The 15,574-nt window shown below is 35.0% G+C and carries 20 protein-coding genes; 6 read left to right on the top strand and 14 right to left on the bottom strand.

What is annotated here, in order from left to right; all coding sequences use genetic code 11:
* Positions 1 to 165 precede the first annotated feature (165 nt).
* Positions 166 to 1,071, top strand: a complete 906-nt coding sequence (locus tag ABJF08_RS06320; RefSeq protein ID WP_348115229.1) for an EamA family transporter — start codon at positions 166 to 168, stop codon at positions 1,069 to 1,071.
* Between the two features lies 1 nt (position 1,072).
* Here ABJF08_RS06320 and ABJF08_RS06315 read toward each other — a convergent pair whose 3' ends face one another.
* A complete protein-coding gene (locus ABJF08_RS06315) occupies positions 1,073 to 1,429 on the bottom strand; it encodes a hypothetical protein (protein WP_348115228.1) in 357 nt (118 codons plus the stop codon).
* A gap of 183 nt (positions 1,430 to 1,612) precedes the next feature.
* Here ABJF08_RS06315 and rsmI point away from each other — a divergent pair, with 183 nt between their 5' ends.
* On the top strand, positions 1,613 to 2,281 hold the full coding sequence (gene rsmI, locus ABJF08_RS06310; protein WP_348115227.1) for a 16S rRNA (cytidine(1402)-2'-O)-methyltransferase: 669 nt from the start codon (positions 1,613 to 1,615) through the stop codon (positions 2,279 to 2,281).
* 36 nt (positions 2,282 to 2,317) lie between these two features.
* Here rsmI and ABJF08_RS06305 read toward each other — a convergent pair whose 3' ends face one another.
* The 10 genes from ABJF08_RS06305 to ABJF08_RS06260 all read right to left on the bottom strand — a co-directional run bounded on the left by ABJF08_RS06305 (position 2,318) and on the right by ABJF08_RS06260 (position 9,599).
* Entirely contained in the window at positions 2,318 to 2,818 is a 501-nt protein-coding gene (locus ABJF08_RS06305; RefSeq protein ID WP_348115226.1) for a hypothetical protein, read from the bottom strand.
* A 117-nt stretch (positions 2,819 to 2,935) separates the two neighbouring features.
* Complete coding sequence (locus tag ABJF08_RS06300; RefSeq protein ID WP_348115225.1) at positions 2,936 to 3,697, bottom strand: exodeoxyribonuclease III; 762 nt, start codon at positions 3,695 to 3,697, stop codon at positions 2,936 to 2,938.
* A 57-nt stretch (positions 3,698 to 3,754) separates the two neighbouring features.
* Entirely contained in the window at positions 3,755 to 4,837 is a 1,083-nt protein-coding gene (locus ABJF08_RS06295) for an isoaspartyl peptidase/L-asparaginase (protein WP_348115224.1), read from the bottom strand.
* 11 nt (positions 4,838 to 4,848) lie between these two features.
* The gene (gene arfB / locus ABJF08_RS06290) at positions 4,849 to 5,247 is read right to left on the bottom strand and encodes an alternative ribosome rescue aminoacyl-tRNA hydrolase ArfB (RefSeq protein WP_348115223.1); all 399 of its coding nucleotides are present in this window, start codon (positions 5,245 to 5,247) and stop codon (positions 4,849 to 4,851) included.
* Positions 5,247 to 6,800, bottom strand: a complete 1,554-nt coding sequence (locus tag ABJF08_RS06285) for a DUF4301 family protein (protein ID WP_348115222.1) — start codon at positions 6,798 to 6,800, stop codon at positions 5,247 to 5,249. The genes arfB and ABJF08_RS06285 overlap by 1 nt, the downstream gene beginning before the upstream one ends.
* Complete coding sequence (locus tag ABJF08_RS06280; protein ID WP_348115221.1) at positions 6,800 to 7,357, bottom strand: ATP-binding protein; 558 nt, start codon at positions 7,355 to 7,357, stop codon at positions 6,800 to 6,802. Before ABJF08_RS06280 ends, ABJF08_RS06285 begins: the two co-directional genes overlap by 1 nt.
* A complete protein-coding gene (pnuC, locus tag ABJF08_RS06275) occupies positions 7,312 to 7,947 on the bottom strand; it encodes a nicotinamide riboside transporter PnuC (RefSeq protein WP_348115220.1) in 636 nt (211 codons plus the stop codon). The genes ABJF08_RS06280 and pnuC overlap by 46 nt, the downstream gene beginning before the upstream one ends.
* On the bottom strand, positions 7,947 to 8,207 hold the full coding sequence (locus ABJF08_RS06270) for a thiamine-binding protein (protein ID WP_348115219.1): 261 nt from the start codon (positions 8,205 to 8,207) through the stop codon (positions 7,947 to 7,949). Before ABJF08_RS06270 ends, pnuC begins: the two co-directional genes overlap by 1 nt.
* 32 nt (positions 8,208 to 8,239) lie before the next feature.
* Positions 8,240 to 8,971 (bottom strand): geranylgeranylglyceryl/heptaprenylglyceryl phosphate synthase, encoded by a 732-nt coding sequence (locus ABJF08_RS06265; RefSeq protein ID WP_348115218.1) that lies wholly within the window; start codon positions 8,969 to 8,971, stop codon positions 8,240 to 8,242.
* Complete coding sequence (locus ABJF08_RS06260; RefSeq protein WP_348115217.1) at positions 8,964 to 9,599, bottom strand: 4'-phosphopantetheinyl transferase superfamily protein; 636 nt, start codon at positions 9,597 to 9,599, stop codon at positions 8,964 to 8,966. Before ABJF08_RS06260 ends, ABJF08_RS06265 begins: the two co-directional genes overlap by 8 nt.
* Positions 9,600 to 9,711: 112 nt before the next feature.
* Here ABJF08_RS06260 and ahcY point away from each other — a divergent pair, with 112 nt between their 5' ends.
* From ahcY to ABJF08_RS06245, 3 genes are all read left to right on the top strand, one after another.
* Complete coding sequence (gene ahcY / locus ABJF08_RS06255; RefSeq protein ID WP_348115216.1) at positions 9,712 to 11,028, top strand: adenosylhomocysteinase; 1,317 nt, start codon at positions 9,712 to 9,714, stop codon at positions 11,026 to 11,028.
* Positions 11,029 to 11,147: 119 nt separating this feature from the next.
* On the top strand, positions 11,148 to 11,366 hold the full coding sequence (locus ABJF08_RS06250; protein ID WP_104514330.1) for a hypothetical protein: 219 nt from the start codon (positions 11,148 to 11,150) through the stop codon (positions 11,364 to 11,366).
* A 141-nt stretch (positions 11,367 to 11,507) separates the two neighbouring features.
* Positions 11,508 to 11,864: a hypothetical protein gene (locus tag ABJF08_RS06245; protein WP_348115215.1), complete on the top strand. Its 357-nt coding sequence runs from the start codon at positions 11,508 to 11,510 to the stop codon at positions 11,862 to 11,864.
* 294 nt (positions 11,865 to 12,158) lie between these two features.
* On the opposite strand, the gene rpmA is transcribed toward ABJF08_RS06245, so the two are convergent.
* From rpmA to ABJF08_RS06230, 3 genes are all read right to left on the bottom strand, one after another.
* Positions 12,159 to 12,422, bottom strand: a complete 264-nt coding sequence (gene rpmA / locus ABJF08_RS06240) for a 50S ribosomal protein L27 (protein ID WP_104514332.1) — start codon at positions 12,420 to 12,422, stop codon at positions 12,159 to 12,161.
* A gap of 45 nt (positions 12,423 to 12,467) precedes the next feature.
* Positions 12,468 to 13,106 carry a 50S ribosomal protein L21 gene (gene rplU / locus ABJF08_RS06235; protein ID WP_348115214.1) on the bottom strand — a complete coding sequence of 213 codons (639 nt, stop codon included), beginning with the start codon at positions 13,104 to 13,106 and terminating at the stop codon, positions 12,468 to 12,470.
* 95 nt (positions 13,107 to 13,201) lie between these two features.
* On the bottom strand, positions 13,202 to 13,672 hold the full coding sequence (locus tag ABJF08_RS06230) for a hypothetical protein (protein ID WP_348115213.1): 471 nt from the start codon (positions 13,670 to 13,672) through the stop codon (positions 13,202 to 13,204).
* Between the two features lie 173 nt (positions 13,673 to 13,845).
* Between ABJF08_RS06230 and ABJF08_RS06225 the strand changes: the two genes are divergently transcribed.
* Complete coding sequence (locus ABJF08_RS06225; RefSeq protein WP_348115212.1) at positions 13,846 to 15,567, top strand: insulinase family protein; 1,722 nt, start codon at positions 13,846 to 13,848, stop codon at positions 15,565 to 15,567.
* The last annotated feature ends 7 nt before the right edge of the window (positions 15,568 to 15,574 follow it).

Genomic DNA, 15,574 nt, shown 5'->3' with positions numbered 1-15,574 from the left:
CTATTCAAATGCACAAACAAAATCAATTAACAAGAAAAACATACAAATCAAAAAAATCTCAACGAAGCTAGCTTCATTGAGATTTAAATAATAAATTTAATCCTTTAATAATCTGTATCGGTTATTTAGGACTAGACAATTACATCATCTTTGTTTTTTTATTCTATGGATAATTCTAGACTCAAATACGTTTACTTAGTTGTTTTAAGCCTTATTTGGGGTTCTTCTTTTATTTTAATTAAAAAGGCTCTGGGTGAGAATAATGGAGAATTAGTATTGCAGCCATTACAATTAGGCGCAGTACGTACCATGATTTCTGGTGTTATACTTATCGCTATAGGGTGGAAATCTTTTATAGCAACTAAAAGAAAAGACTGGCCATGGCTAGCTGTCTCTGGTTTACTAGGTACATTTTTTCCCGCTTTCCTATTTGCCTATGCGCAAACAGAAATAGATAGTGCGATAAGCGCCATTCTCAACTCTACCGTTCCATTAATAACCCTAATCATGGGTGCTGTTATTTTTGGAATTTCATTTTCTAAAAAACAACTTCTAGGTGTGATTATTGGGCTAGCAGGTGCTGTGGGATTAGTTCTGACAGGAATGGATAGTCATCCAGATCAGAATTATCTATTTGCTGGGCTTGTGCTTATAGCGTGTACTTGTTATGCGAGTAATGTGAATATCATAAAGAGGTATCTTCAAAACATTAAACCACTCGCTATTGCGACAGGTAATTTTGTATTCATCGCTCCGCTTGCAGCTATAGTGTTTTTCAGTGCAGACGGTGCTTCTCTAGAGTATTCTAGTCCAGCAGTACAACGTAGTTTAATGTATATGGTAGTCTTATCTATTTTTGGAACCGTTGCGGCAAAAATTATGTTTAACAAACTGGTCCAGATCACCTCTCCGGTTTTTGCTAGTTCTGTTACCTATTTAATGCCAGTTATAGGTCTCACATGGGGAATAATGGATGGAGAACAATTCCATTTCTGGCAAGGAGTCTCGACAAGTGTTATAATTCTAGCAGTAGTTTTAGTAACTAGAGAGAAAAAGGTAGTGGTTAAATAAATTAATCTATAACCTCACTTACTACCATATAGTTTACGATAGCTTCTTTCATTAATAAAGATTGTTCTCCAGCTTTAAGAGGTGGCAAATTTTCCTTAACGATATAATGTGGCCATTTATCATCGTCATAATGAGAAAATTCATAATAACCATACGGTTCTAAAACTCTACATATAGCAATATGCATCAATTGCAATTTTTCATCTTTTTGAAACTTGCGATGTAACTGTCCTAGTTCCTGTAGGCCTATTATAAATAATATAGCATCTAAGTCCATCTCATCACCATCTGCAAATCGGGATTGAAAAAACGCCACTGTACGTACCCATCTATCTTTTAATTGCTCATCTCTAGTCATGGAACAAAGATACCTCTAGATTGCTTTATTAAGGAGTATATCTTTGTTTTAATTCCGCTTTCGCGAAAGCGGAACACCAATAGCCATCTCTATAAAAAGGCACTGTGTTATCTAAAATGTTAGAGATTTAAAAGTCATTTCTTACATCTATACTTCTTTATCTTTGTAAAATAAATAAGACACATGAAACTTTACCTCGTTCCTACACCTATCGGTAATCTTAAAGACATGACCTATCGCGCGGTAGAAATATTAAAAGAGGTGGATATCATTCTAGCTGAGGACACGAGAACTAGTGGTAAATTATTACAGCATTACGGTATTACTACTCAAATGCTTTCTTACCACATGCATAATGAGCATAAAATAAGTGATGTTATTGTAAAAAGAATACAGGCAGGTGAGACCATGGCGCTTATTACTGATGCTGGCTCTCCAGGGATAAGTGATCCTGGATTTTTACTGACTCGCAAGCTTATTGAAAATGAGTTAGAAGTACAGTCGTTACCTGGTGCTACGGCTTTTGTGCCTGCGCTTACGGTTTCTGGAATGCCATGTGATAAATTTATATTTGAAGGATTTCTTCCCGTTAAAAAAGGAAGGCAAAAACGTTTAGAATTTCTCAAAGAAGAAACGAGAACCATAGTGTTCTATGAATCGCCTCACAAATTATTAAAAACCCTAGCCGACTTTAAATCTCATTACGGTGAGGAACGTCAGGTTTCTGTATCTCGTGAAATAACAAAACTCTACGAAGAGCATTTTAGAGGTACGGTCACAGAAGCTATTGCTCATTTTGAGCATAAGAAGCCTAAGGGAGAATTTGTGGTGGTGCTGGCAGGTAAAGCTTGAGTTTATCAAATTATTATAAATGGTAATTTAACTTAACTACCAAGCACGATTGAGTGTTTTGTTTAAGTTGATTGTCATGCTAATCCTATGCTTACCAACATTATGTAAGTTCTGATCATTGAAACTTATTCCATATCCATAGTTCAGATTTATTAAAGTGAAAAGACTCAATCCTATTTCCGGTAGTATTCTGAATTCAGATTTCGCATCCTGAAAATAATTTACTGCACTCAGTCTAAAGCTAAGAAGTTCTGGGGTATACTCGTAACCTATTTTGGGTGCAAAAGTATAATGGTCAGTACTCAAATTAGATTCAATACCTATTCTAAATCCGCTGTAATACATTATGGGTATTTTCCCAGGTACATTAACTACGTTACCGTAAAGTAAATTAGCTTCTACAAACATATTAGATTGTAGAATTATTCCAGGTGAAAATACAAATCCTTTATTTTCAGTAGGTTTTTCCACTTCTTGAGCTGTTATACTGTAAGTAGCAAACAAAAGCAATAAAATAAGAATGAAGTTTTTAATCATATTTTATTTGAATGGTCATCCCAGAAAATTTGGTAATGAACAGCTATTTTTAATATAGAAGCCTTTCCCAAATTTATCAGGGATCGGCTCGCTATATCTTAATTTATTTTCAAAATCTTAATCAATCTCCACCATCACAGGACAGTGATCACTATGTACGGCCTCACTTAGGATTACAGCGCGTTTTACTCTGTCTTTTAAAGAGTCGTTTACCATGTGGTAGTCTAATCTCCATCCTTTATTTCTTACACGAGAACCACCACGATAACTCCACCAGGAGTACTGGTCAGGCTCTTGGTTAAACATTCTAAATGTGTCTATAAAACCACTTTCTACAAAACGGTCCATCCACTCGCGTTCTTCTGGTAAGAAGCCAGATGTTTTCTTGAGTCCAACAGGGTTATGAATGTCTATAGCTTTATGGCAAATATTATAATCTCCACAAACTAATAAATTAGGACGTTCTTTTCTCAATTCTTTAGAATACTCTAGAAACTGCTCCATGTATTCAAATTTAAAGCCCAGTCGCTCATCATTAGTACCGCTAGGTAAATACATAGACATTATGGATAGATCTCCAAAATCGGCTCTAATATTTCTACCCTCAAAATCCATGGTTTCAATACCAGTTCCATATTCTACGTGATCTGGTTTTATCTTAGAAATGATAGCCGTACCAGAATATCCTTTCTTTTGCGCACTGTAATAATATTGGTATTCATACCCAGCCGCTTTAAAAGCCTCTGTATCTATCTGGTCTTCTTGAGCTTTTATTTCTTGTAAACAAAGTACATCAGGATTTGCCGTAGTAAGCCATGCAATAAATTCTTTCTTCATCGCTGCTCTGATACCGTTTACGTTATAAGATATTATTTTCATTTTCTTTTATTTTTTTAATCGTGAGACCTAATCAAAAATCTGATATCGTTAATCGATCTACTCCTTATACATCCCAATGGTAAGCTGCCCATCGTCATCCATCATGGCGCGATACATTCCTGCGGTGTTGAATTCCATGGAAATGTTTCCTAATCGATCCAGTGCAACTATACCGCCGGTACCACCTAGATCAACTAGTTTTTCTTGGATTACTTCTTCTGTAGCCTCTGCTAGTGTGCGGTCACCATATTCCATTAATGCGCTTATGTCGTAAGCAACTTGTGCCCTAATAAAATACTCGCCATGTCCAGTACTCGATACACCACAAGTTTTATTGTTAGCATAAGTACCGCTACCTATAATAGGAGAATCGCCTATACGACCATGTTTTTTATTGGTCATACCTCCAGTACTCGTTCCTGCTGCAATATTTCCATTTTTATCCAGAGCAACACAACCTACGGTACCGTATTTAGAGTCTTTGATAAATGGATCTTGTAATTCTAAAAGAGACGCCGTTTTTTGATCCTTAGCTTTTTCTCGTTCTATAACTCGTTGTAAAGATTGGAATCTTTTCTCTGTATAGAAATATTTATTATCCACTATTTCAATGTTCTTGTCATCAAGAGATTTTGCAAAAGAGTCTGCTCCTGTACCACTTAATAACACATGTTCAGAATCTGACATTACTTTTCTAGCTAGTGAGATAGGATTTTTAACTGTTGTCACACCGGCGATTGCGCCTGCATTGAGTGTTTTACCATCCATAAAACTAGCATCTAGAGAATTGATACCGTCATGGGTGAAAACAGCTCCTTTACCAGAATTAAATAATGGAGAGTTTTCCATGATTCTTATGCTCGCTTCTACGGCATCCATCGCGCTGCCGCCATTCCTTAAGATTTCATGACCTGCTTTTATCGATTCTGTTAATTTCTCTTCGTATTGCGCTTCTAATTCTGGAGTCATGTTATCCTTTTTTATGGTACCTGCACCGCCATGAATAACTATAGCAAACTCATTAGTTATTTCTTCTATTTCTAGAGTCTCAACATCTGGAGTGGCTGTGGTAGCATCGTTAGTTTTCTGATTGCAAGAAATGAGTAAAATGGATATTAGAATGTATAAGAAGTGCTTCATGGTAAAGGGATTTAATATCTATAATTGCGATCTTTCTTTTTATCGCTTTGTTTCTTTTTGTCGTTAAGACGTTTGCGCTTTACAGACTTAGGTACTGTTCTTTTTCTGCGTACTTTAATAATAACACTAGCTTTAGAAAGTACAGCTAGTAATTTTTTAAAAACCAGCTCTTTATTCTTGGCTTGACTTCTCGATTCTTGACAATTCACTTGGAGAATTCCCTCGGTTGTGAGTTGGTTATTTAATGCTGTTATTATTCTTTCGTGTTCCGCTTTCGCGAAAGCGAGACTACTCAAAACATCAAAATACAATTGAACCTTTGTGGCAACTTTATTCACATTTTGCCCACCAGGGCCACTGCTTGCAACAGCTTTGTACTGAACTTCTTTATGTAATTGTTCTATATTCATTAATCTAACTGGTGTGCAGACTTTAATAAGTCGTTAACCGTTTTTACAGGGTTGAAAGTAATAAGAGGTACTTCTACAAAGATGGTGTTCCAATAAGCCATGCCACCATTCCATAAACCAGGTAACTCTTGTGCTTTTATACACATGCCGTTGCGAGATTTATGGGTTATAAAACCGGTTTCTTCATCACAAAAATCCATCAGATTAAATTTGTTTCCTTTGTAATCACGTACGCTGCATATAAGGTCTACTGGGTTAAAATGTGTAGCTTTTACGGCAATCGCTTGCTGACTTTTATTTTTAGGATCTATTTGCGCGCTTTCTATAATTTGAAGAGAGAGTTCTCCCTTTTGATTGTGAATCCAGAAAGGGCCACCTCCAGGTTCTCCTTCATTTTTAACCATACCACAAACTCTCAATGGGCGATTAAGTTTTTCATATAAATACTCTAATTGGTATTCATAAGCATATTTCTTATAATCTGTCGGTAGTACATTGTCGAGCTGTTGGGTGATAAAATTTTCTATTTCTAGTTTTAATTCATCACTTACTTCCTTGCTGTCTATAGCTTTGAGGTAGTCATATGTTTTATTCCTAATTTGTATTAAATAACCGGCAAGAAACTTTTTATATTCACTCACCTGTTTTTCATATGCAGACGTAGTTACGTTATCAATATTTTTGATGAATATCAAATCAGCATCCAGCTGATTTAAATTTTCTAGTAACGCGCCATGTCCAGCAGGACGGAAAAATAAACATCCGTTATCTAGAACAACAGCCTCATTATTATCATCTACAGCAATAGTGTCTGAGCTAGCAGATTGATGTGAAAAACTGATTTTAAATCTAGTGTTTGTTTTCTCCTCTACTATTTTTTGTATGCGATCAAATTCTTCTTTAAAGTGATTTTTAAAAGCTGGTGCTATAGTAAAATGAAGTCTGGCTACCTGATTACTGCTAGCATATATAGAAGCTTCAAATAAATGTTCTTCAAAGGCAGTTGCTGTGTGGTCTTTATATTTATGAAATGGAACTAAGCCTTTGGGCATTGAGCCATAGTTAGAACCGTTTTCAGAAAGCATTTCTTTGATGAATAGAATCTTTTTAGACTGCACAGGTTTTGCAGCCCAATCAGAATGTTTCTTTTTCAAAGATTTTATTATCTTTTTGTAGAAAGGAAATTTTTCCATTCCGATAAAAAAGGTGAATAATTCTGGTGCTTTATTAAGGTTGATATAACTATTTATAGAATCTTCTTGTGGGTCAAACCCATTTAAAAATTCATGTAAAAATTTAAACATACGTGTGGCAGCACCACTTGCAGGGACAAATTTTATAACATCTAGTTGTGGTACTTGCTCTTCATAAAATTTAATCAGCTCTGTTTTGTTAAGTTGTTTCAAAGAGACAATTCCATCGCCGACTGTAGCAGGGCGATTTAGTCTAATGACTGGGAATCCGTTTTTAAATCGATCTAACTGTTTATGTAGTACTTCTTCAGAAATACCTTTTTCTATAAGTTGTTCTTTATTTTGGTCAGTTAACTTCATTAATTTGTAATATTTTCAATGGCGGCTAGAGCATTTTTAAATCGATTTTCTCCAGTTCCTGATATGATTACGTATTTTTTATTAAAATCTTGTAATCCTTGTTTAAAATATTGAAACATTCCTTTGCGATCTTCTGGTTTATCTCTTAAATCGTCTGCGACCCATGGAATGTCTACATCTAGGAGTAAATATAAGTCATAATCACTTTTACTTACAGCTGTTTTAAGCTCTTCTGGTGCTTTGTCAAAATAGGCTATGGAATACACGTAGGTTTCTAAGGCGTCTGTATCGCAAAATAGATAACCAGTAGCTCTTTGAGCGGCATCATTTTCAGTAATGCGCTGACCTATAGCTATGGGTAGAAGATCGTGATATTCACATATTGTTTTAGTCGCGTCATATTTATCTTGTAAATAATCACGTGCAAACTCTTCAACATGAGCAGTTTTAAAATGCTGTGTAAGTTGTTTGGTAAGCGTGCTTTTTCCCGTACTTTCTGGTCCGTAAAGAACTATTTTAAGGCCGTTGAAGGCTTTTTGTTGAGGTATTTTTTCCATTCTTGATAGCCGAAGATGGCAATAATAAAGAGAAATATGTAAAGTATCGCGCTGAAACTATAGCCTTTGTAAAAATACAATGGTATCGATATAAGATTACCTAGTGCGAGAATAAGCCAATGCTCTAGTTTACGTCTGGCCATGAGCCACATTCCAGCAAAAAATATTCCTGTGGTTATCATGTCTACATAAGAAACCCAGTTCTCTAATCTATCTGTGATGTAATAGAGTAAATAGATCGCTAGTCCGGTAGTTATGGATATTACTATTGCTGTAATCCATTCTTGCCTTAATGTTTTTGATATGGATACTTCTTCCTGATTTTTGTTTCCATATAGCCAAAAGTACCATCCATAGACACTCATTATAAAATAATAAGCGTTAATGACCATGTCGCCCAGTAAGTTCCATTGAAATAATAAGTAGACAAAAATTAGAGTACTAATTATTCCAAAAGGAAATACTAGAACACTGTTTTTGAAAGAATAATAAACACTTATTAAACTAATTATCAGTGCAGCTATCTCTAGTACAATATGTGAGGTACTATATTCTCTATATTGTCCAAAAATAAATTCTAAAACCTCCATTAAAAGAAAGGTTCATAATCATGACGATCTGTCTTAACTACTTTCATGTAGAAAAGAACTGCTTTAGTCTCTTCCATACTTTTTTCCATTGCCTTAGTTAAGAAACTCATCATTGGAGTAAAGTCACCATAAATTTGTGTTGCTAATGGGTTTTCTAATACTTCAAATTCAGAATCACGTAGCACCTTTATAAAATCGATGATGTGTTGCTCGTAATCATCTTGTAAAGGCGACATAGTAAGTTCAATAGATGCTTTCATTTTTTATTTTTTTTGGTTTCGGTGTTACAAAGCTAGCCTTTCCATTTGATATTCTCTTCAATTGCCGTTCCTACTACAGCCATTTGAGCGCCTGCATCATAAATAGAGCGTATATCTTTAATAGTTCTCAAACCGCCGCCTACTATTAATGGTATACGAAGTTGCTGAGCAACCTCACGTACTATTTCTGTAGAAACCGATTTTAGGGCGCCACTACCAGCTTCTAAATAAACTAATTTGTTTCCCATAAGTTGCGCTGCATATGCGTGGTTAGTTATGTTGAGAATATTAGTTTGTGCTAGAGGTTCTGTTTTGGATATACGTTGTACAGCAGTTTCTTTTCCACCATCTATTAATATATATCCAGTAGGAATGACTTCTAGATTTGAATCCTTTAATTTATTTGCAGCATGAACTTGTTGTTCTATTAAAAAATCAGAGTTGCGTCCTGAGACTAGATTTAAAAATAATAATCCGTCGGCATTTTCTGATAGTTGATGGTGTGATCCAGGGAAGATAACGATTGGTATGTTGCTGTTTTCTTTTAGTTCTTTAATCCATTTGTCAAAATCTACATTTTCCATGGTGCTGCCACCTACAAAGAAATAAAATTGATCTATTTGTAGTTTTTCTTCAAGGGTGTGGATGGTTATGGAAACCGCTTTCGCGAAAGCGAGAATCGTACCTATCTCCATTTTTTCTGGATCTATAAGAATGGATAAACAGCGATTTGATTGCTCAATTGTTTTGAGAATATCAGGCATTGCGAGATGGAATTACATAAACTAGCATGAAATTCTCGATTTCTTGAAAATAAACATCGAACTTTAAATTGTCATCTTCATAAACAATACGAGAGATGGTCAGATCGCTATTCATTGTAAAAGGCTCTACTAAACAATGAGCTTTAAAGCCCAAACCTTTTTTGCCGTAAAGTTTATACATAGATTCTTTTGCGCCCCAGACTACAGTAAGTTCTTTTATGGAATTTTCTAAAGAAGATATGAAACCTTCTTCGTAACCTATAAACTTAGGAGCAATGCGTTTTATTTTATCACGTTGCTTTTCTATATCTATCCCTATGGGTACGTCACTTATGATAATAGCAGTAAATTCATAACTATGTGTTATAGAAATATGCTTGCCATCTTCTAGATGTGGTTTTCCATTATCTGTGTAAAATAGTTGTAAATCACTATATCCAGCAATTTTAAGTAAATGTCTAATACTTAAAAAACCTCTTCTATGTAGGTCTGAACTCATGGTAGATAACCTGTTCTTAGAATTTTCTGATAGCTCTATATCAGTTCTTAGAAAGGCTTCAGTTTCAGTGATTTTCCAGATGTAAACCTCTGTATTCTCACGGTTGTTAAGGGAATGAAAAAGTGGCATAAAAATCGGTTGATTTTTTGTAAGTTTGCAGCCGCAATTTAATAAATAAAAAATGCTTTTAATTTGTTGATTTTGAATAGAATCAACGACTTATATATTAAAATAAAATTCTATGAGCAATAAAACAGTTCCTTACGTACCTAATAAAGTAAAAGACATGTCTCTTGCAGAGTATGGACGTTTAGAAATTCAACTTGCCGAGGCAGAGATGCCTGGTTTAATGTCATTAAGAGAAGAATATAAAGATGAGCAGCCACTTAAAGGTGCTCGTATTGCTGGATGTCTTCACATGACTATACAAACTGCAGTTCTTATCGAGACTCTTGTCGCTTTAGGAGCAGATGTTACTTGGTCTTCTTGTAATATCTTTTCTACTCAAGATCATGCAGCTGCTGCTATCGCTGCTGCTGGTATTCCTGTTTATGCTTGGAAAGGTATGAATGAAGAAGAATTTAACTGGTGTATCGAGCAAACTCTTTTCTTTGGAGAAGATCGCAAGCCATTAAACATGATTCTTGATGATGGTGGTGATTTAACTAACATGGTTTTTGATGAATATCCAGAACTAGCTGCTGGTATCAACGGTTTATCTGAAGAGACTACAACTGGTGTGCACAGATTATACGAGCGTATGAAGAATGGTACTCTAGTAATGCCAGCCATCAACGTAAACGATTCTGTTACTAAATCTAAGTTTGATAATAAATATGGCTGTCGTGAGAGTGCTGTAGATGCTGTACGTCGTGCAACAGATACTATGCTTGCAGGTAAGCGTGTGGTAGTTTGTGGATATGGTGATGTAGGTAAAGGTAGTGCTGCTTCTTTTAAAGGAGCTGGTTCTATAGTTACTGTTACTGAAATCGATCCTATTTGTGCATTACAAGCGGTTATGGATGGTTTTGAAGTGAAGAAACTTGAGAACGTAGTAGGTAATGCAGATATCGTTATTACTACTACTGGTAATAAAGATATTATACGTGGTGAGCACTTTGAGGCTATGCGTGATAAAGTAATAGTTTGTAACATCGGACATTTTGACAATGAAATAGATGTTGCTTATTTAAATACTAATCATGGAGATACTAAAGTAGAAATTAAGCCACAAGTAGATAAGTACACGATAAACGGTAAGGATATTATACTTCTTGCTGAAGGTCGTCTTGTGAACTTAGGTTGTGCAACTGGTCACCCTAGTTTTGTAATGAGTAACTCATTTACTAATCAGACACTTGCGCAAATCGAACTTTGGAATAACAGAGATGCTTATGAAAACGAAGTATACATGTTACCTAAGCACCTTGATGAAAAAGTAGCTGCATTACACCTAGAAAGAATGGGAGCAGAGCTTACTGAGTTGAAGAAAGATCAAGCAGAATATATCGGCGTAAAAGTAGAAGGTCCTTTCAAGCCAGAATATTACAGATATTAAGAATTCTTAAATATTCTAGCCTTTTGTTAGGAAATTCAAATAAATTGACTAACTTTTGGCATCGTAATTGCTTTTAAATAGTTACGCTTTCGCGAAAGCGAGATAAAATTAAAGAAGAAATGGATATAATAAAAGACGCAAATGAATGGCTAGGAGCATCGATGAGTAATATGTCGACTAGTGATAGGGTACATTCATCAAGAAAAGCAAAAGAGCTTATTCTAGGCCTTAATGAGATTTACAAGGAAACGAAAGATGTAGAGATAATGGATCTTATGAAACTGCTTACTGCAAAAAAACAAAAGATCGAAAAACGTCTTAAAGGAATTAGAGTATAATTCTCTATGAAAGTTAATAGAAATCCCGATAAAATGTATATGACATTTTATCGGGATTTTTTTATCTCTTAAGTTTTACAGTTTGTTTCTTTCTAGAATAAAGAAACTTTATATTCGTTAATTCTAAAGAATACCCTTAACATGAAGCAGTTTTTTATAGTTATATCGATCGCGATGTGTATTACCTCATGTAGTACAGATTTTCCCAAAAAAGAAGTGCATACCGATCACCTTAATGGTTTTATAATGGGTGGAAATGCAGCAGGTGTTTATGGTAAAGCAGGTCTTAAAATTACTAGAGATTCTATTAAAATGAATGACTGGCCTGTTTCTAGGCTCGTTACAAGTCTTAATACTCTTAGAGACACCTCTATAGTCGATCAGACAGGTTTTGCGGACGTCTATAGTATTCAGATAGCAAATATAGGAGAGTTGGAAGAAGGTGCTTTTTGTGACTCTCTTATCGTAGAATTAGGCAGAGCTGGGTTAGCTAAGTGATCGAGCTTCATTTTTAGCTAACACATCAGGGAATTTCCCACCTAATTCAGAAAGGTGTTATATGTCTAAGCCTTTCTTATTTTAAAAATATACCAATTCATAACTAGCTTTGATAAAGCTTATATTGTTATGGTATTATTTTAAGATAGTTACTCTAAATAGGTGTGGTTTTTACAATCTAGTAAGAGTATGATGAGCATAGAGTGCTGTTTAAAACGGTAATTTTAATAAACATAAAAAATCCCAAACCGAATAAATCGATTTGGGATTTTATCTTTTAAAAAGAATTGTTTCTTAAGCCTCAGCTACAGGAACGATAGATACGTAAGATCTATTATTTCTTTTCTTGGTAAACTTCACTAGTCCGTCTACTCTTGCATGTAATGTAAAGTCCTTACCAGCATATACGTTTTCACCTGGGTGGTGTTCCATACCGCGCTGACGGATTAGGATGTTACCAGCGATTGCTGCTTGACCTCCGTAAATCTTAACGCCTAGACGTTTTGAGTGAGATTCCCTTCCGTTTTTCGAACTACCTACTCCTTTTTTATGAGCCATGATAATTTATTTTATGATCTGTATAAAATTCAGATACGGTTAAACTTATTTTTCTACTCCTCCGTCTAGACGGTCTTGTAATTCTTGTAATTCATCCCATTTACCGTCCACTGCAAGTTGAGCTTGTTGTGGCCATGTAGTTGGTACGTGATTACCTCTTACGTCAGCAATGATTTCAGAAATATTTGCTGGGTCTGCTTTAGCAAGATCTGCAAATGTTACGATACCAGCTTCTACTAGAGTAGATGCAATTTTAGGACCGATACCTTCGATTTTCTTAAGATCGTCTGCTTTACCAGCAGCTTTCTTAGCTGGAGCTTTTTCTGCTTTTGCAGGTGCTGCAGCTTTCTTAGATTCAGACTTCTTTCCACCTGATGCAGAAATGCTTGAAATTTGAATTTGAGTAAGGTACTGACGGTGTCCGTTTTTCTTACGGTATCCTTTTCTACGTTTTTTCTTAAAAACGATTACTTTGTCACCTTTAAGGTGTCCCAGAACTTTTGCTTCTGCAAATGCTCCTTCTACAGCTGGGGCGCCGAGTGTGATGTTGTCACCATTACCTAAAAGAAGAACTTTGTCAATGTTAATTGACGCACCTTCATCTTCTTGTAAACGATGTACAAACAACTTTTGATCTTTCTCGATCTTGAATTGCTGCCCTGCTATCTCTACGATTGCGTACATAATTGTTGCTTATTATTATTAATTTCGGGCTGCAAATATAGTTCTATTACCTTAGATACCAAAGTTATCAACAGATTATACAATTATTTTCTAATTTACTGATTTAGTGGTTTTTGCTTTTCTCTAATTTCTCTGGTATTCCACGATTTTTTATATAATGGTAGAATAACTAATGGAATAACAATCGAGGTAGCAAGTCCAGATAAGAATATAAAGAGCAATAGAGCTATTTTTATACCTTCACCTGCTATAGCAACTTGTTCTTTTAATTCTAGGCATAACTCTGGGTGTATTTCAAATAAATATATTGCCATAAAAATGGTATATAATATTGTAGCGATAAAACCTGCTTTGATACCAGCTACAAAGCCATCCATGTATTTAAACTCCTTCTTATTCTTGTAGACATCCTTAATAACGAGGTAAATACCAGCACCTACTATTATAGCATTGAAAAAACTAAGATAGCTTTGTCCTGCATAACCTATAATGTCGATCAATATAAAGTAAATGATTAAGGCCGAAGCTATGAAGAGTGCGTACTTTATTGTATGTGTAGTGTTCATAATAATTGGTTTACTTCTAAAGTTCGGACATAGCTGTCTATTTATCAGGTATTTTGATTTTACTTTAACTCAATTATTGTAAAAAGCTTTTATTTTTGGGAAGTCTTTAATTTTTATGTAACATTTTATATAGATAAGACACTAACCACAATAAGAAACATAAAAACTATCAAATGAAAAAAATTGTTTTAAGTCTTGCGGTTGCTTTTGCATCAGCTACAGGTTTTGCTCAAGAGGTACAATATACCGAGTATGACCTTGATAATGGACTTCACGTTATATTACATCAAGAAAACGGCGCACCAGTTGTAACTACAGGTGTTATGTATCAAGTAGGTGCAAAAGATGAAGAGCCAGGAAGAACTGGATTTGCTCACTTCTTTGAACACTTGCTTTTTGAAGGTACAGAAAATATAGAGAGAGGTAAATGGTTTGATATTGTTTCTGCAAACGGTGGTAGCAATAATGCAAACACTACTCAAGACCGTACTTATTATTATGAAACTTTTCCTTCTAATAATCTAGAAATGGGTCTATGGATGGAAAGTGAGCGTATGCTACATCCTAAAATCGAACAAATAGGTGTTGATACTCAAAACGAAGTTGTAAAAGAAGAAAAGCGCCAGCGTATTGATAACGCACCTTATGGAGCTATTATTTACAGAACTGGTATTGATAAGCATTTATTCAAATCTCATCCTTATGGACAGAGTGTTATAGGATCTATGGAAGATTTAAATGCGGCAAAGCTTTCTGAATTCCAAGATTTTAATGATAAGTATTACAATCCTAACAATGCAGTTCTAGTTGTAGCTGGTGATATCGATATCAATGCTACTAAGAAAATGATCAAGGACTATTTTGGTCCTATAGAGAATAAAGCGCCTAGAAATGTACGTAAAGCGATTGTTGAGCAGCCTATTACTTCAACACGTTTTGCAACAGAATATGATGCTAACATTCAGATTCCTGTAAAAATATTCTCTTACATCACTCCTAAGTCTACAGATCGTGATGCTTATGTAATCGACTACATCTCTGCGGTACTTACAGGTGGTGCTAGTTCTAGAATGCAAAAAAGAATGGTAGATGAAGAGCAAATAGCACTTCAGGTACTAGCTTTCGGACAGTCTAATCAGGATTATGGTACTTACACTATGGGTGCTCTTGCAAAAGGAGATATTGAGTTGAGTAAGTTAGCTGAGGTAATGGATGAAGAAATTGTAAAACTTCAAACAGAATTAATCTCTGAAAGAGAATATCAAAAATTACAAAATCAATTTGAAGCTCAGTATGTAAGCTCAAATTCTCGTGTAGAAGGTATTGCAGCCTCATTAGCTCGTTATAATATGTTAATGGGTGATACAAGTTTAATTAATCAAGAGTTAGACGTTTATAGAGGTATCACTCGTGAAGATATTAAGCGTGTTGCAAATCAATACTTAATGCCTAATCAAAGATTAGAATTAGATTACCTAGCAGGAAGCGCTCCTACAGAAGAGGAAATGAAAGATGCTATGGACGATGTTAAAGTGGTAGATAATAAATTACAAATCAACAAAATTTACTTTGATAACGATAAGGCTACAATTACAGCTAGTGCTAGTAAAGAATTAGATCGCATTGTTAACATGATGAATAAGAATGCATCAATGGAAATTCTAGCAGAAACGTATACTGATACTAAAGGTAGTGACGCTTATAATAAGACTCTTTCTCAAAAACGTGCAGATGCTGTAAGAAGTTATATGCTAGCAAAAGGTATCGCTGCTAACAGAATCAAAGCAGTAGGTCGTGGAGAAGAGAATCCTATTGTAGATTGTGAAAGCAAAAACTGTTCTGATGAAGAGTTAGAACAATCTAGAAGAACTGAATTTACCATTACAAAAAAATAATTACCAC

The sequence above is a fragment of the Nonlabens sp. genome (genome assembly GCF_039941875.1).
In the GTDB taxonomy this organism is placed as follows: domain Bacteria; phylum Bacteroidota; class Bacteroidia; order Flavobacteriales; family Flavobacteriaceae; genus Nonlabens.
Note: the sequence above shows the minus strand (reverse complement) of the source record. Positions and strands in the feature narration are given on the sequence as shown.

What these genes read in the sequence shown, in the direction of transcription:
- ABJF08_RS06320 (WP_348115229.1), top strand. Translation starts at nt 166, where the DNA reads ATGGATAATTCTAGACTCAAATACGTTTACTTAGTTGTTTTAAGCCTT.
- ABJF08_RS06315 (WP_348115228.1), bottom strand. Translation starts at nt 1,429, where the DNA reads ATGACTAGAGATGAGCAATTAAAAGATAGATGGGTACGTACAGTGGCG.
- rsmI (WP_348115227.1), top strand. Translation starts at nt 1,613, where the DNA reads ATGAAACTTTACCTCGTTCCTACACCTATCGGTAATCTTAAAGACATG.
- ABJF08_RS06305 (WP_348115226.1), bottom strand. Translation starts at nt 2,818, where the DNA reads ATGATTAAAAACTTCATTCTTATTTTATTGCTTTTGTTTGCTACTTAC.
- ABJF08_RS06300 (WP_348115225.1), bottom strand. Translation starts at nt 3,697, where the DNA reads ATGAAAATAATATCTTATAACGTAAACGGTATCAGAGCAGCGATGAAG.
- ABJF08_RS06295 (WP_348115224.1), bottom strand. Translation starts at nt 4,837, where the DNA reads ATGAAGCACTTCTTATACATTCTAATATCCATTTTACTCATTTCTTGC.
- arfB (WP_348115223.1), bottom strand. Translation starts at nt 5,247, where the DNA reads ATGAATATAGAACAATTACATAAAGAAGTTCAGTACAAAGCTGTTGCA.
- ABJF08_RS06285 (WP_348115222.1), bottom strand. Translation starts at nt 6,800, where the DNA reads ATGAAGTTAACTGACCAAAATAAAGAACAACTTATAGAAAAAGGTATT.
- ABJF08_RS06280 (WP_348115221.1), bottom strand. Translation starts at nt 7,357, where the DNA reads ATGGAAAAAATACCTCAACAAAAAGCCTTCAACGGCCTTAAAATAGTT.
- pnuC (WP_348115220.1), bottom strand. Translation starts at nt 7,947, where the DNA reads ATGGAGGTTTTAGAATTTATTTTTGGACAATATAGAGAATATAGTACC.
- ABJF08_RS06270 (WP_348115219.1), bottom strand. Translation starts at nt 8,207, where the DNA reads ATGAAAGCATCTATTGAACTTACTATGTCGCCTTTACAAGATGATTAC.
- ABJF08_RS06265 (WP_348115218.1), bottom strand. Translation starts at nt 8,971, where the DNA reads ATGCCTGATATTCTCAAAACAATTGAGCAATCAAATCGCTGTTTATCC.
- ABJF08_RS06260 (WP_348115217.1), bottom strand. Translation starts at nt 9,599, where the DNA reads ATGCCACTTTTTCATTCCCTTAACAACCGTGAGAATACAGAGGTTTAC.
- ahcY (WP_348115216.1), top strand. Translation starts at nt 9,712, where the DNA reads ATGAGCAATAAAACAGTTCCTTACGTACCTAATAAAGTAAAAGACATG.
- ABJF08_RS06250 (WP_104514330.1), top strand. Translation starts at nt 11,148, where the DNA reads ATGGATATAATAAAAGACGCAAATGAATGGCTAGGAGCATCGATGAGT.
- ABJF08_RS06245 (WP_348115215.1), top strand. Translation starts at nt 11,508, where the DNA reads ATGAAGCAGTTTTTTATAGTTATATCGATCGCGATGTGTATTACCTCA.
- rpmA (WP_104514332.1), bottom strand. Translation starts at nt 12,422, where the DNA reads ATGGCTCATAAAAAAGGAGTAGGTAGTTCGAAAAACGGAAGGGAATCT.
- rplU (WP_348115214.1), bottom strand. Translation starts at nt 13,106, where the DNA reads ATGTACGCAATCGTAGAGATAGCAGGGCAGCAATTCAAGATCGAGAAA.
- ABJF08_RS06230 (WP_348115213.1), bottom strand. Translation starts at nt 13,672, where the DNA reads ATGAACACTACACATACAATAAAGTACGCACTCTTCATAGCTTCGGCC.
- ABJF08_RS06225 (WP_348115212.1), top strand. Translation starts at nt 13,846, where the DNA reads ATGAAAAAAATTGTTTTAAGTCTTGCGGTTGCTTTTGCATCAGCTACA.